This is a genomic window from Mesorhizobium sp. WSM3224 (genome assembly GCF_000427725.1).
Classification (GTDB): Bacteria; Pseudomonadota; Alphaproteobacteria; order Rhizobiales; family Rhizobiaceae; genus Mesorhizobium.
On record NZ_ATYO01000003.1, the window covers coordinates 48,005 to 62,081 of the forward strand.

Annotated in this window: 15 protein-coding genes and 1 pseudogene; 12 read left to right on the forward strand and 4 right to left on the reverse strand. The window is 65.9% G+C overall.

Annotated elements, in window-relative coordinates:
* Positions 1-74 precede the first annotated feature (74 nt).
* From YU3_RS36105 to YU3_RS0106925, 9 genes and pseudogenes are all read left to right on the forward strand, one after another.
* Positions 75-926 (forward strand): alpha/beta fold hydrolase, encoded by an 852-nt coding sequence (locus tag YU3_RS36105; RefSeq protein ID WP_051333866.1) that lies wholly within the window; start codon positions 75-77, stop codon positions 924-926.
* A gap of 30 nt (positions 927-956) precedes the next feature.
* Positions 957-1,946, forward strand: a complete 990-nt coding sequence (locus YU3_RS0106890) for a 3-oxoacyl-[acyl-carrier-protein] synthase III C-terminal domain-containing protein (protein WP_027165555.1) — start codon at positions 957-959, stop codon at positions 1,944-1,946.
* Between the two features lie 3 nt (positions 1,947-1,949).
* Positions 1,950-2,933, forward strand: coding sequence for an NAD(P)-dependent oxidoreductase (locus tag YU3_RS0106895; RefSeq protein WP_027165556.1), 984 nt, complete (start codon positions 1,950-1,952; stop codon positions 2,931-2,933).
* A complete protein-coding gene (locus YU3_RS0106900) occupies positions 2,930-3,754 on the forward strand; it encodes an MBL fold metallo-hydrolase (RefSeq protein ID WP_027165557.1) in 825 nt (274 codons plus the stop codon). Before YU3_RS0106895 ends, YU3_RS0106900 begins: the two co-directional genes overlap by 4 nt.
* Entirely contained in the window at positions 3,751-5,007 is a 1,257-nt protein-coding gene (locus YU3_RS0106905) for a F390 synthetase-related protein (protein WP_027165558.1), read from the forward strand. Before YU3_RS0106900 ends, YU3_RS0106905 begins: the two co-directional genes overlap by 4 nt.
* On the forward strand, positions 5,004-6,149 hold the full coding sequence (locus YU3_RS0106910; RefSeq protein ID WP_027165559.1) for a GNAT family N-acetyltransferase: 1,146 nt from the start codon (positions 5,004-5,006) through the stop codon (positions 6,147-6,149). The genes YU3_RS0106905 and YU3_RS0106910 overlap by 4 nt, the downstream gene beginning before the upstream one ends.
* A complete protein-coding gene (locus YU3_RS0106915; RefSeq protein WP_027165560.1) occupies positions 6,146-7,141 on the forward strand; it encodes a Rieske 2Fe-2S domain-containing protein in 996 nt (331 codons plus the stop codon). Before YU3_RS0106910 ends, YU3_RS0106915 begins: the two co-directional genes overlap by 4 nt.
* Before the next feature lie 52 nt (positions 7,142-7,193).
* Positions 7,194-7,479 (forward strand): annotated as a pseudogene (locus YU3_RS36110) (type II toxin-antitoxin system RelE/ParE family toxin).
* 2 nt (positions 7,480-7,481) lie between these two features.
* Positions 7,482-7,787 carry an addiction module antidote protein gene (locus tag YU3_RS0106925; RefSeq protein WP_027165561.1) on the forward strand — a complete coding sequence of 102 codons (306 nt, stop codon included), beginning with the start codon at positions 7,482-7,484 and terminating at the stop codon, positions 7,785-7,787.
* Positions 7,788-7,790: 3 nt separating this feature from the next.
* Here YU3_RS0106925 and YU3_RS0106930 read toward each other — a convergent pair whose 3' ends face one another.
* The 4 genes from YU3_RS0106930 to YU3_RS0106950 all read right to left on the reverse strand — a co-directional run bounded on the left by YU3_RS0106930 (position 7,791) and on the right by YU3_RS0106950 (position 11,749).
* Positions 7,791-8,948, reverse strand: a complete 1,158-nt coding sequence (locus tag YU3_RS0106930; protein WP_027165562.1) for an ATP-grasp domain-containing protein — start codon at positions 8,946-8,948, stop codon at positions 7,791-7,793.
* Positions 8,949-9,040: 92 nt separating this feature from the next.
* Positions 9,041-10,117 carry a glycosyltransferase family 2 protein gene (locus YU3_RS0106935; RefSeq protein ID WP_027165563.1) on the reverse strand — a complete coding sequence of 359 codons (1,077 nt, stop codon included), beginning with the start codon at positions 10,115-10,117 and terminating at the stop codon, positions 9,041-9,043.
* A gap of 5 nt (positions 10,118-10,122) precedes the next feature.
* On the reverse strand, positions 10,123-11,040 hold the full coding sequence (locus tag YU3_RS0106940; RefSeq protein WP_027165564.1) for a lysylphosphatidylglycerol synthase domain-containing protein: 918 nt from the start codon (positions 11,038-11,040) through the stop codon (positions 10,123-10,125).
* Between the two features lie 235 nt (positions 11,041-11,275).
* On the reverse strand, positions 11,276-11,749 hold the full coding sequence (locus tag YU3_RS0106950; RefSeq protein ID WP_051333867.1) for a carboxymuconolactone decarboxylase family protein: 474 nt from the start codon (positions 11,747-11,749) through the stop codon (positions 11,276-11,278).
* 132 nt (positions 11,750-11,881) lie between these two features.
* Between YU3_RS0106950 and YU3_RS0106955 the strand changes: the two genes are divergently transcribed.
* Genes YU3_RS0106955 through YU3_RS0106965 form a run of 3 tightly spaced genes read left to right on the forward strand, consistent with a single transcriptional unit; the run spans position 11,882 to position 14,067 of the window.
* Positions 11,882-12,502, forward strand: a complete 621-nt coding sequence (locus YU3_RS0106955; RefSeq protein WP_245273445.1) for a TetR/AcrR family transcriptional regulator — start codon at positions 11,882-11,884, stop codon at positions 12,500-12,502.
* A gap of 31 nt (positions 12,503-12,533) precedes the next feature.
* Positions 12,534-13,160 carry a hypothetical protein gene (locus YU3_RS0106960; protein WP_027165568.1) on the forward strand — a complete coding sequence of 209 codons (627 nt, stop codon included), beginning with the start codon at positions 12,534-12,536 and terminating at the stop codon, positions 13,158-13,160.
* 58 nt (positions 13,161-13,218) lie between these two features.
* Positions 13,219-14,067, forward strand: a complete 849-nt coding sequence (locus tag YU3_RS0106965; RefSeq protein WP_027165569.1) for a 23S rRNA (adenine(2030)-N(6))-methyltransferase RlmJ — start codon at positions 13,219-13,221, stop codon at positions 14,065-14,067.
* Positions 14,068-14,077: the final 10 nt, after the last annotated feature.

A 14,077-nucleotide genomic window follows, 5' to 3' on the forward strand; every position in this document is an offset into this window, starting at 1 on the left:
CTTCGATAGTTGCCAAGCCTAGCTTTCTCTCATCGAACGTGGCGCAAAACCGCCGAACAGATGAGGAACCCAAAATGACCGACACACTTCACTTCACGGCGGGCGACGGCGTCCGCATCGCCTACAGGCTGGACGGCCCCCAGGATCGTCCGGTGCTGATGCTCTCCAACTCCATCGCCACGACGTTCCACATGTGGGATGGCCAGGTTCCGGAACTCGCCAAATCCTTCCGCGTGCTGCGCTATGATTTTCGCGGTCATGGCGGCTCCGATGCGCCGGCCGGCGCCTATTCGCTCGACCGTCTCGGCCGCGACGTGCTGGAGCTGCTCGATTTCCTCGGCCTTGCCCGCGTGCATTTCCTCGGCCTGTCGTTGGGCGGCTTCGTCGGCCAGTGGCTGGGCATCCGTGCTCCGGAACGCATCGAGCGCCTGATCCTCTCCAACACCTCGCCGCATCTCGGGCCGGCATCCTATTTCGACGAGCAGATAAGCAATGTGCTTTCGGCAAGCGACCTGTCGGCCACGGCCGACATGTTCATGCGCAACTGGTTCCCGGGTTCGATGCTTGCCGGTCAAAACAAGACGGTCGAACAATTCCACGCCGCCATCCTGGCCATGTCGCCGCAAGGGCTTGCAGGCTGCGTTGCTGCGGTCCGCGATGCCGATCTGCGCCGGTCGATTGCTCTGATCAAGGCTCCGACGCTGGTCATTGGCGGCGAGGACGACAAGGTGACGCTGGCAAGCCACAGCGAGGCGATCGCCGCGGCGATTCCCGGCGCCGAACTTCTGCTGTTGCCCGGCGTCCATCTGCTCAACGTCGAGCATCCGGCGGAGTTCGTGGAGGCGGTGGTGGGCTTCCTCGGCGCAAGTGATCCGCAGAGCCCTGTGAGTTGCGCGAACATCGCTATCGACCGCTTTTTGGGTTAGATAGGGGCAAGCTCACGCGCCGGGGGAAGGATGCGGATCAGGATCGTCGGAACCGGCAGGGCGGTGCCGGCACAATGCGTCAGCACGCGCGCGCTGGAGGAGAGGTTGGGCCTTGGCGAAGGCGCGCTTGAAGCCGTCACAGGCATTGCGGAGCGCTATGTCTGCAATGGCGAATCGCAAATCGATCTCGCTGTCGCCGCCGCCACATTTGCGCTTCGCGATGCCGGCCTCGAGCCCGGGGCCGTGGATCTGATCGTCGGCGGCTGCGGGGTGCCGTACCAGCCGCTGCCGGCGACCGCGCCTCTGGTCATGCAGCGCCTCGGGCTGGTTGACGGCTCCGCTGCCGCTTTCGACGTCAACAGCACCTGTCTTGGCTTCCTCACCGCCTTCGAGACTGCCGGCCGCACGATTGAGGCGGGGCAATGCGAGACAGCGTTGGTCTTTTCATCCGAAGTCGCCTCGCGCGCTTTGCCGTGGCGGGACGCGCCCGAGATCGCCGCTCTCTTCGGCGACGGCGCGGCGGCGGCGGTCCTGCGCAGGGCCGAACCCGGCGAGGGCAAGGTGGCGGCGAGCTTAATGCGCACCTATCCTTCCGGCTGGGAAGCCTGCGGCATCGGTTCGGGTGGCACGCGCTTCGACTTCAGCAAGGAACGGGAAGCATTCGCCGCGCACAGCCTGTTCCACATGGACGGCAAGGAATTGTTCCGGCTCACCTCGCGCCACTTCAACGGCTTCGTCGATGATCTGCTGAAGCGCGCCGGCTGGCGGCGCGAGGATGTCGACCTCGTCATACCGCATCAGGCAAGCCCTTTCGCGCTGGCCCATATGGCGCGCCAGACCGGCTTTCCGCCGCAAAGGCTCATCGACATCTCTGCCCGCTTCGGCAACCAGATCGCCGCCTCCATCCCCTTCGCGCTGGATGTCGCGCGCCGCGAGGGCCGAGTGGCGCCCGGCATGAAGCTGCTCTTCCTCGGCACCTCGGCCGGCGTCTCCTTCGGCGGCATGGCGCTGGAGACCTGAGGAATGGCCGTCCTCGTCACCGGCGCAAGCGGTTTCCTCGGCTCCCATGTGCTCGGGCGGCTGGCCGCGTCCGGCACGCTGGCGCTCGGGCTCGGTCGTGATGAAGCACGCTGCGATGCGCTGGAGGCCGCCGGCCATCGCATCATCCATCACGATCTCGTACAGCCGCTCGATGCCGTGCTCGATCCGAGGCTGGGCAGGGTCGAACGGATCATCCATTGCGCCGCGCTCTCGGCACCTTTCGGCCGGCTCGCGGATTTCGAAGCGGCCAATGTCGCGGCGACGCGGAACCTCGTCGATTTCGCGGGGCGGCAAGGCGTCAGCCGTTTCGTCCACATCTCCAGCCCGTCGGTCTGCTTTGCCTTCCGCGACCAGCTTGGCCTTACTGAAGACATGGCATTGCCTGAGCCGGTCAACCACTATGCCCGCACCAAGCGCGAGGCGGAGAAGATCGTGCTGGGCCAGCCCGCTATCCATCCGGTGGTGCTGCGGCCGCGCGGCATCTACGGCAAAGGCGATCGCGCGCTGCTGCCGCGCCTCATCAAGGCGGCAAAAACCCGGCCGCTGCCGCTGTTTCGCGATGGCCGGGCGGCCATCGACCTCACCCATGTCGACGATGTCGTCGATGCGGTGATGGCGGCGCTTGCGGCACCCAGGGAAGCCGAATGCGGGATATTCAACGTTTCCGGCGGCGAGGTGCTGCCGGTCCGCCGCATCGCCGACGAGGCTTGCATCCGCGCCGGCTTGCATGCGCGCTGGCGGCCGACGCCGCTCATGCCGGCGATGCTGGCGGCGGGCTTGATGGAAGCGGTGGCGCTCTGGTTGCCCGGACGTCCGGAGCCGCCGGTCACGCGCTATGGGCTCGGCCTCTTCGCCTACTCGCAAAGCCTCGATCTTTCCAAGGCCAAGCGAATGCTCGGCTGGGCGCCGAAGATCACGTTCGAACAAGGGCTTGACCGCGCTTTTGCAGGCGGGGCCTGGCCATGAGAATCGTCTTCGCCAACAGCGCCTGGGTAAGCGCCGCCGAGCGACTGATCCTGCGCGGCGGCGGCTGGCAAAGTGTCAGGCTGCGCGTACGCTACGGGCTGATCTTTCACCCGGCTGCCGGGCCGGTGCTCATCGACACCGGCTACACACCGGAAGCGCTGAGCGGCGAGCGGCGCGGCCGGATGCTGCAGCTCTACGGCGCGCTGCTGAAGCCCGAGCTCAATGCCGCCGGGCAGGTCCTGCCGATGCTGCGCCGCTTCAGCCTGTCGCCCGATGACATCCGCGCAATCATCGTCACCCATTTCCACGCCGACCACATTTCGGGCCTGTCGCTGTTCCGCAACGCGCGCTTCATCGCCAGCGATGCCGCCTGGGCGCGGGTCAAGGCGCGCAGCCCGAGCCAGAATCTGCGCCACGGCGTCTTCACCGAACTCTTCCCGCCGGATTTCGAAGCGCGGCTGGACGGCATTTCTGCGAAGCCGCGCGTCGCCGCTCAGGGCGACATTCCCGGCGGCGCCGATCTCTTCGGCGACGGCAGCGTGATCGCTATCGATCTTCCCGGCCACGCCGATGGCCAGTTCGGCCTGCTGTTCACCGGCCCCGGCCGGCCGCTGCTCTATGCCGTCGACGTGCAATGGCTGCTCGCGGCCTTGACCGAAAGCCGTACGCCGGGTTTCCCGGCGACGCTGATCGCCGAGGATGCCACGGCGATCGAGTCGGCCAGCGCCATGCTGCGCCGCTTCCTCGCTTCCGGCGGCGAGGTGATGCTTTGCCATGATCCCGCGCCGACATCCCACGACCTCGCGCCGGAGGCCGCATGAACGGGCTGGCGGAAGCGGCAGGCTCCTTCGTCCTGACGCGCTGCGTGTCGCGCAAGAGCCGCACGGACTTCGAGCGCTGGCAGGCGGCGGCGTTGCGGCGCTTCCTCGACCGCGACCTGCCGCGCGCGCCGTTCTACCGCAAAGCGCCGGCCCGGCTTGCCGACCTGCCGGTCACCGACAAGGCGCTGATGATGGCGCGCTTCGAGGATTTCAACATCCACGGCCTCACCGCCACGGAAGCCTGGGCGGCCCTGGCGCGTGACGGCCGCGCCGGCGCGCTCACCGTCGGCGCCAGCACCGGCACCTCCGGCAATCGCGGCCTGTTCGTGATTTCCGAAGCCGAAAAGTACCGCTGGCTGGGCACGATCCTTGCCAAGGCCGCGCCCGACCTTCTATGGCGCGGCATGCGCGTCGCCGTCATCCTGCCGCAGAACACCAGGCTCTACGACAGCGCCCGCAAATCGCGCCTGATCAAGCTCGCCTTCTTCGATCTGACGGCCGGGCCGGAAAGCTGGCGCGGCGAGCTCGAAGCCTTCGACCCGACGGTCGTCATTGCGCCGCCGAAGATCCTCCGGCATTTCGCGGCTGAGGACTTTCGGCTCCAGCCGATGCGTGTCTTCTCCGCCGCCGAGACGCTCGATCCGGTTGACCGTCCGGTTATCGAGAATTTCTTCCGGCTGCCGCTCGGTCAGATCTACATGGCGACGGAAGGCCTGCTCGCGGTGACCTGCCGGCACGGCGGGCTGCATCTTGCGGAAGACTCCGTCTTTTTCGAATTCGAGCCGGCGGGCGAGGGGTTGGTGACGCCGCTGGTGACGGCTTTTCGCCGTTGGACACAGATCATGGCGCGATACCGGATGAACGACCTGTTGCGCTTGTCCGGACAGCCTTGCGGTTGCGGTTCGCCGCTACGCTGCGTCGACGAAATCGTCGGCCGCATGGATGATGTCTTCCGGCTGGGCTCGCAGACCGGACCGATCCTCGTCACGCCGGATGTGCTGCGCAACGCTGTGCTCAAGGCCGACCGCCGCATCGACGATTTTCGCCTCGTCCAGACCGGGCCGGACAGGATCGAGCTCAGCCTTCCGCCAAGTCTCGCGGACGACGCGGCGGCTGCTGGTCATCAAGCGGTGCAAGCGTTGCTAGAGGCGCGAAAGGCGGTCGCTGCCGTGACGCTCATCCGCGCGCCATTGCCGCTGGAGACAGGCCGCAAGCTGCGCCGGGTCGAGTGCCGGCTGGAGCAGGCGCGATGAGCAGTGCGGCGATGATGGAAAGGCTTGTGCGGCAGGCCGACCGGGTCGAGAACAAGCCGGCAAACGTCGCGGCTTTTGTAAACCTTTTCAATGAAATACCGGTGTGCGATCTCGTTGCCAACCTGAAGACGGAAGTAGAGACGTTCGAAGTCGCCGGACGCATTTTTCCGCTGACGCTGAACGACGCCGATGAGGCGCCCAACTGCTACATCTGCTGCCCGACCAGCGCCTATATCGACTATGCTGTGGACGAGACGCGCAACTTCGCCGCCCATCCGCTGCTGCGGCGCGTGTTGAAGGCGCTGATCGGCGCCTGCGCGCCGCTGGTCAGGGCAAGCGCCCTCGACCGTCAGGCGCAGCTCAACAACTGGCTCTATTCGACCAATCCGGTGCCGCTGCTCGATCGGCCGACGGTCGCGTCGCTGCGCTCGGTCTTGACCGCGCGCTTCCGCGATCGCGCCATCGTCATCCGCTCGTTGAACGATGTCGCCGATCCGGCGACCATTGCCGCCTTGAAGGCCGAGGGATTCCGCATGCTGGCGGCACGCCAGGTCTACATCTTCGCCGACCGCAGCGCCGCACCCGCAATGACGAGCGACATGAAGCGCGATCGCGCCCGCTTGCGCAAAACGCCTTTCGAACGGGTCGGCAATGGCGATTTCACCGAGGCCGATTATGCGCGCGCCGAGCTGCTCTACAACATGCTCTATCTCGACAAGTACACGCCGCTCAATCCGCACTACACCGCCCGCTACATCGCCGAAATGCACCTGCGCGGCATCATCAGCCTGGCCGGATTGCGCAGGCCGGGCGGCGAGCTGGTCGCCGTCACCGGCCTGTTCGAAAACGGCGGCACGCTGACCCAGCCGATCGTCGGCTACGACACCGGCCTGCCGGTCGGCGAGGGGCTTTATCGCATGGCGATGGCACTGGCGCAGGACCACGCCACGGCGCGCGGCCTGTTCTTCAACATGAGCGCGGGTGCTGCCGAGTTCAAACGCCGGCGCGGCGCGGTCGCCGCGATCGAATACAACGCCGTCTATGCCGGGCATCTTGCGCTTCGCCGGCGCGTGGCGATCCGCGTCATGGAAACCGTGCTGGCGCTGGTCGGCATTCCGCTGCTCAGGAGGTTCGAACTGTGAGCGAGCGCCACGGAGAAGATCACTGGCAGGCAGTTGCCCTGTCCGCCGACATCGGCAAGGGGCCGAGGCGCATCCTGTTTGATCGTGCGCCCGTGGTGCTGTTCCGCTCCGCGCAAGGCATTGCAGCACTTTTCGACCGCTGCCCGCATCGTCTGGTGGAGCTTTCGACCGGCAGGATCGTCGGCGGCGAGATCGAATGCCCCTATCATGGCTGGCGTTACGACGGCGAGGGCCGCTGCACCGCCATCCCCGGCCATGTCGGCGCCATGCCGCATTACCGGGTCCGCCGCTACGCCGCGATCGAGCGCGACGGAGTCGTGTTCATCTCTTCCGGCACTCCGCCGGGCGAACCTTACCTGCACTGCATGCAGGGCAAGGAGGTCATCGTGCGGCGGGTACGCTCATCGACGCAGTCGACGGTCATAGATGCCGCCGAGAACATCCTCGACGCCACCCATACCCATTTCACGCATAAGGGCCTGCTGCGCGGCCTGACCTCGAAGCGCCATTTGGTGCAGGTCGAGGTTACCGGCGGCGAGGGCTGGGTCGAGGCCAGCTACACCGGCGAGGACCGCCAGCAGGGCCTGATCAGCCGACTGCTGGAAGGCGAGCGCGCGAAGACCATCGGCCGCTTCCGCCACCCCGGCATCGCCGAGCTTGAATATTGGGGCAAGGACGGGCTGGTTTTAGCCACCACCTTCCATCTGCGCCAGGCAGACGAGCGCACCGTCGAAGGCCTCGGCTGGCTGATCGGCCGGCGCCAGGGCCTGCTCGGCGAGCTGAAGGCGCTGGCCTTCAAGCCGCTCTTCACCATCGCGCTGCATCAGGATCGCCGGGTGCTGAAATCGGCAAGCGACAACGCTCGTTTCGCGCCACAAGCCCTGCCGGTCATCGGCCCGCTCGACTTCCTGCGCCGCGACATTGCCGCGATCATGGAAGGGAAGATGCCGGCGGCGGCAAGCAAGCCGAGGGTGCATCAGATCGAATTGTGATCTGAAGTTTATATGCCTTGATTTTGGCACTTCCGTGAATTATAGTTCACACATGATCGAAGTTCGGCAGGCGGCCGATTTTACGCATTGGCTGGACGGACTTCGCGACACCACGGCGCGCATGCGTATCCTCGCCCGCATCCGTCGGGTTGAGATCGGCACATCGGTGATGTCAAATACTTCGATGGTATCGGCGAACTTCGTATCGACCACGGCCCAGGCTACCGGCTCTATTTTGTGAAGATCGGAAACGCTGTGATCATCCTGCTCTGCGGTGGCGCAAGTCCAGCCAGAAGCGCGACATCGCCAAGGCGAAACAGATCGCAAAGGAGATATGACGATGCCCCTTGAAACCACACGCTTCGACATTCTCGACCACCTGAAAACCCCAGAGGATCGCTTGGCCTACATCGAGGCTGCCTTCGAGGATGGCGATCCCGCGCTCATCACGCACGCGCTCGGCGATGTGGCGCGTTCCATAGGCATGACAGCTGTGGCGAAGGAGGCTGGCGTTACACGCGAGGCGCTTTACAAGGCATTGAGCGAGAGAGGCGATCCCCGTCTCAGCACGCTGCTCGGTGTTACCAAGGCACTTGGTCTGCAGCTCGATGTGAAGCCTATTCGCCCGGGCTCGCTCGGGGCATGAAGCTCAACCCGGTCCGTTCCATTCGATATCGCGCGTCGACGCGGCTTGCAGGCTGATGCGTTCGCGCAATGCCACTTGTGCGATCTCCGCCAGTGCCCGCCACTGCGCCATCACCGGCGCGGGATCGCCCGGCCAGTCGAGCAGTTCCTGGCTCTCGCGCATCGCGTTTCGGAACTCGCCGAGTCCGCCCGAGCGCAAGGCGGCCGGCAGCCCGTATATCCACATTGCAAGCCGCACCGTTTGCGGCGCGCTGACGTCCGGCGTCACTTCCGCGCCATCTCCAAGCACGGCATCCACAAACCGGCCCGGATCGCGGAAGAAATGCAGGCCGGAGACGGCGCGCGGATTGCATTCCAGCGGCAGCACGCGGCCGTCCGCCTCGCGCATCAGATCGAAGGAGATCTGCCCGGTCCATGCGGTGCCGGCGACGATACGCTCGACCAGATGGCGCGCCGCATCGTCCTCGACCCGCTCGAAGAAGATGCCGGCACCCCTGCCGGCGCGGTGCAGCGAGCGGTAGAGCGCCAGCGCCTTGAGCCTGCCTTGGCGCGCCACCGCATAGGCGCTGATCTCCTCGCCATCGACAAAACGCTGCGCCACCCAGGGCATGGCGGGTGAGGGCATGATGGCATCGAGCGCTTGCGGCGGTGGCCGCAACAGCACATGGCTGGCAAAGCGCGACCAGACCGGCTTGAACACGAGCTCGTGCGAGCGGTTGCGTATTGCTTCGATATCGCTGCGCGAGCTGACCAGCGTCGTTTCCGGCACCTCCAATCCGAGTCGTTCGGCAAGCCCGATGAAGCTGTGCTTGTTGTGGACCTCGGCCAGAAGATCGATGCCGGGCGCGAACACTTTTGCCGGCATGGTCCTGCCGAGCCAGGCCAGCGCAAGGCGAAAGACCTCCTCGCAGGTCGGGATGACGAGGCCGATGCCTTCAGCCCGTATCAGCGCCTCCACCGCATCGGCATAGGCCTGTGGCTCGAAGCGCGGCGGCGGCAGGCGGTGATAGCGCGCGCAGGCCTTGCTCGCCGCCGCGATCGGCCGTGCCGGCGTGTCGGCCAGGATCACCCTATGCCCGGCGCCGTGCAGCAGCCGCGCCAGATGCAGCGCCACCGGCGCGCGTGCACCCGTGATGAGGATTGTTTTGTCTGCCCCCGGCATCGCTTATTCGCGCTCGTTCCCGTCGCGAAAACCGTTTGCGCGAAATCGGAGTGGTTGGCAACGCGGCTGCTATCGATGCCCGGCCGGCCGGATCATTTCCGGCGCGGCTTTGCCTTCTCGGTCGCCGGCTTGCTCGGCCAGTGCCAGCCGTCGCCCTCGCCATGCGCCGGCTGCGGCCGCGCCACATAGGCGAGCGCGCCGTTGGCCTCGAGATAGACGCGCGACAGCATTTCGGCCAGCACGCCCGACGTCACCGCCTGCAGCCCGGCGATCACCAGGAAGAAGCCGGTGATGAGCATCGGCCTGGTGCCGATATCCTGTCCCCAGAAAACCTTGATCGCGAACAGATAGGCCAGGATCAGCGAGCCGAGCACGCCGAGCACGATGCCGATGCCGCCGAAGAAATGGCCGGGCCTTGTGCGGTAGCGCATGAAGAAGAACATGAAGACGAGGTCGAGCACCACGCGGAAGGTGCGCGAGATGCCGTATTTCGACTGGCCGTGGATGCGGGCGTGATGCGTCACCACTTCCTGGGCGATGCGGCGCGGCGTCGTCACCGTCGCCAGCCACGCCGGGATGAAGCGGTGCATCTCGCCATAGAGCCGCACGCTGCGGATGACGCTGCCGCGGAACACCTTCAGGCTGCAGCCATAATCCTTGAGCTGCACGCCGGTCACGCGCGCGATCAGCCTGTTGGCGATGCGCGAGGGCAGGCGGCGCATCCAGAAACCTTCCTGGCGGTTCTTGCGCCAGCCGGCGACGAGGTCGAGGTCCTCGGTCAGCAGCCGATAGACCATGCGCGGAATGTCGAACGGGTCGTTCTGCAGGTCGCCGTCGAGCGTCGCGATGACGTCGCCGCGCGCGGCGTCGAGGCCGGCCTGCATGGCGGCGGTCTGCTTATAATTGCGCACCAGTTCCACGCCATGCACATGCGGCCCGTATTGAGCCGCCAGCCGGTGGATCTCGGCGGGCGTGGCATCGGTGCTGCCGTCGTCCACGAGCACCACTTCCCAGGGCTGGCTGTAATTTTCCATCGCCTGATGGATGCGGACAAGCAGCGGCTCGACATTGTCGGCCTCGTTGTACATCGGGACGACGATCGAGAGCTTGTGCTCGGGCATGACGGCGCCCTCGGGCAATCCCGATGCGGGGATGGGAAGCACGTTCATGGCGGTCATTTCCTTGCCGGTCCCGCCGCCGGGGTCTCCGGCAGCGTCGATTTCGAGGGGAACAGCCAGGCGATCGCACCGGTTACGACCGCCGAGCAGAGAATGAAGAGATGCAGCGCCAGCGCCGCCTGCAGGCCGTCCTTCATGGCGATGCCGGAATAGAGCAGTGCCGCGGCGGCGCCCGCCTCATAGGTGCCGAAGCCGGCCACGCCCTGCACCGGCAGGATGGCGGCGGCTTCGGCGCCGACGGCGCCGGGAAAGGCGGTCTGAAACGAGGTGCCGAGCAGCATGGCGAGCAGCCAGCCCTGCACGCCGAGTTTCAGCGCCCAGTTGGCGATCGTCCACCACCAGCCGTAGCGCGAGCGTCCCGTCGCTTCGGTGAAGATGTCGCGCAATTTGCCGAATTTCGAGACGATCCTGCCGCCGGAGGTCCAGTTGTGCGGCGCGCGTGCCCAACGCGGCAGATACCATGCAGCGGCGATCAGCGCCGCGATGCCGGCGGCGCGCAGCGCCGGATGCAGGCCCGGCCAGACCAGGCAGGCCAGCACGCCGACCACGAAAGCGTCCTGCAGCCTGAACCAGAGGAGCGAAGCGCTGGCGCGCACGATCGGCACGCCGAATACCTGGCGCAAAAGGATCGGGAAGGCTGTCTCGCCGCCGCGGAACGGCACGACGTTGATCATCGCATTGTGGATCAGGATGACGCGAAGCACGGCGCCGAAACGGCCGTTCACATCGTCGCGGAACTCGTCGCAGACACGCAGCGCCCGCAGCACATAGGTGACGAACAGCGCCGCCGCCACCGCCGCGAAAGCGCCGGGCGTGATGCTGGCAAAGGCGTCGCCGACCATCTTCCAGCGCGAGTCGCTGGCAAGCCATGCCAGCAGCGCCAGAGTGACGATTATCGATATCGCTCGCTTCAATCAGGTCTCCAACCGGCCGCCTGTCGGCGGAAGCGCTATCCGAGGGCTCCAGAGGAGCAACGCTCGGACGTCGGCCCGGCCGGCGCCGGTCCGATATCGGATCCACGCCGGCTTTTTCAAGGCGCTGTTCCTATAGAGCAGCAGCCGCGGCGAATCCACAAGCTTGGTTGCAGCGTCGATCGGGACGATCAAAGGCGGGCGGTCGCGCCGCCCGCCCGCTTTGCCGGGACAAGTCTTATTCTCCGCCCATCTCTTTCTTGAACTGGTCGAAATCGACCTGCATGCCGTTGAAGACAGTGCTCCAGTGGCGCGTGAGCGCTGCCATGGCGACGGCCTCCTGGATTTCCTCGTCGGTGGCCCCGGCGCGCTTGGCGTCCTGCGTGTCCGACCAGATGCAGTAGGTGCAGGGGATCTGCGCGGCGACCGCCAGCGAGATCAGCGACTTGACCTTCGGCGGCAGCGCCGTCTTGTCGCTGAGCTCGATGGCCTTGACCTCGGCCCACGCGCCGGGCAGACCGGCTTTCGGGAACTGCTTCACGAAGCTCGGCACGCCGCCCATCGTCGACTGTATGTCTTTGACGGCAGCGTCATAATCATCGGCCCGGGCAGGCGCGGCAGCCAGCACGGCCGCGAACACGCCCGCGGCGGCGGCTAGCGAGGCGGAACGAAGGCAGGAATGCACGGTTGAAGCGATGCGAATGACTGACATGATGTTCTCCTCTGGTTTTTGTTAGCCTTACGATGTAAGGTATCTGGAAAATGAACCTTACAGTGTAAGCTGTCAAGCGCCATGGATGCATCGAGCAAAAAAAAGCGAACCCGCGGGAAACTGTCCCGCGAGATGATCGAGGACGCCGCTTTCGAGGTGATCGAGCGGGAAGGGCTGTCCGGCTTTTCGATGCGCAAGCTCGCCGCCAGGCTCGGCTGCGAGGCGATGAGCATCTACCACCACTTCCCCTCGCAGGCGCATCTCTACGAGGCGTTGGTCGACCGCCAGATGAGCGGGCTTGTCGTTCCCGACGACAGCATGCCGTGGCGCGAGCGGGCGCGCGTCGGCATGCAGGAATTCCGCCGCGTCGCCACCGAGCACCCGGCCTTCGCGCCGTTCATCGTCGTCTACCGCATGAACTCGCCGCCCTGCCTTGCCAAGCTCAACGCCATCATCGGCTTGTTCGAGGATGGCGGCTTCGGCCCCGAGCTCAGCGCCCGCCTGTTCCGCGCCGCCGGCTACTATTTGATGGGCGCGATCCTCGACGAGACGGCCGGCTACGCCAAGGGGCCCTCGGCGGTCACCACAGTCAGCGCCGAGGAACTGGCTCGCGACTATCCGAGCGTCATGAAGGCTGGCGCCTATTTCGGCACCGGCGGCTTCGACAAGACTTTCGAGCTTGGCCTGGAAATGTTTCTGGACGAGATGGAGCGGGTCCGCGAAGCTGCCCGAAACCAAACCGCTAGGAAATAGCGGCAATCGCCCGAAAGAACCAAGGCTCTGAATGCGTTTCCTCTGCGTGCTTCTCGTCATCGCCGGCGCCGCCATCGGCATCTTCTATCCGTGGGCAATGAGCAATTTTTCCGGCCATGCCATCGGCACGTACCGCGTCTACGAGGGCGGCCGCTTCCGGCCGGTCACCGTACAGCTCGCCGCAAGCGATGCGCCGGTAAGGGTACTGGTCGACCTTACCGCGCGGGCCGAACGCATCGCCGGGCAGCAGCGCACGGTGCTGACGCTGACCGCGGCCGGAGGCGGCCGCACGGTGCTCGCCGCCACGCTCTCCTTCAACCACACCGACAATCCACGTCAGGTCAGCCCGCAGCTGCCCGACAAGATCTTTCGCGACGAGGCCGGCGTGATCGAAACCGTCACACCCGGCGCTTATGCCTTCACCGTCGGTCCGGGCGATGCCGACGGCATCGACATGCGCGCTGTCGATCTCATTCTGCGCGCCGGCACCGGCTCGATCGACGAACGCGCGCAGCCGGCCGGCTACACTCTGATGGGCATCGGCCTGGCCGGTCTGGTGCTGTCCCGGGTCTTCGGCCGCCGCGGCGGAGGCCATCCGCAGAATCCCAATTCGCAGCCGCCGCCGCGCTGGGGCCGCAATGGGTCGCCACGAGCATGATGCCGAAAAGTGTGAAGCGGTTTTCGGTCGACATCATGCTCTTTGGAAGTAAGCGCGCATGAATTATCGCCACGCCTACCACGCCGGCAATTTCGCCGATGTCGTCAAGCACGCCGTGCTCGCTCGCCTCGTCGAATATCTCAAGCAGAAGGACAAGGCCTTCCGCGTCATCGATACCCATGCCGGCATCGGTCGCTATGATCTTGCCTCGGTCGAGGCCGGCAAGACCGGCGAGTGGCAGGGCGGCATCGGCCGGCTGCTTGGGGCCACGCTCGAGCCGCAGGCGGCGGCACTTCTCCAGCCCTATCTGCAAGTAGTGCGCGCGCAAAATCCCGACGGCGGTCTCAGGCGCTATCCTGGTTCGCCGCTGATCGTTCGCCATCTCCTGCGCAACCAGGACCGGCTGACGGCGGTCGAGCTGCACCCGAAGGATGCCGCGCGGCTGAAATCGTTTTTCGCCGGCGATTTCCAGGCGAGGGTGATCGAGCTCGACGGCTGGCTGGCGCTCGGCGCGCAACTGCCGCCGAAGGAAAAGCGCGGTCTTGTCCTGATCGATCCGCCTTTCGAGGAGGAGGGCGAGTTCTCCCGGCTCGTCGAAGGCCTGCATAAGGCGCACCGGCGCTGGCCGGGTGGCATCTACGCGCTCTGGTATCCGATCAAGGACCGCAAGGCGGTGACCGCCTTCCGCGCGGCGCTGAAGGAGACAGGCATTCCAAAGCTGCTCGACATTGCCTTCGAGATCCGGCCTGCCTCGCAAGAGCCCAGCCTCGACGGCAGCGGCCTGCTGGTGGTCAATCCGCCCTACACGCTGGAAGGCGAGTTGCGGCTGTTGCTGCCGGCGCTGCACAAAGTCCTCGCCGTTCGGCAGCCGTCGCGCTGGACGCTCGATTGGCTGGCTGGCGGCTAGACTAGGGTGG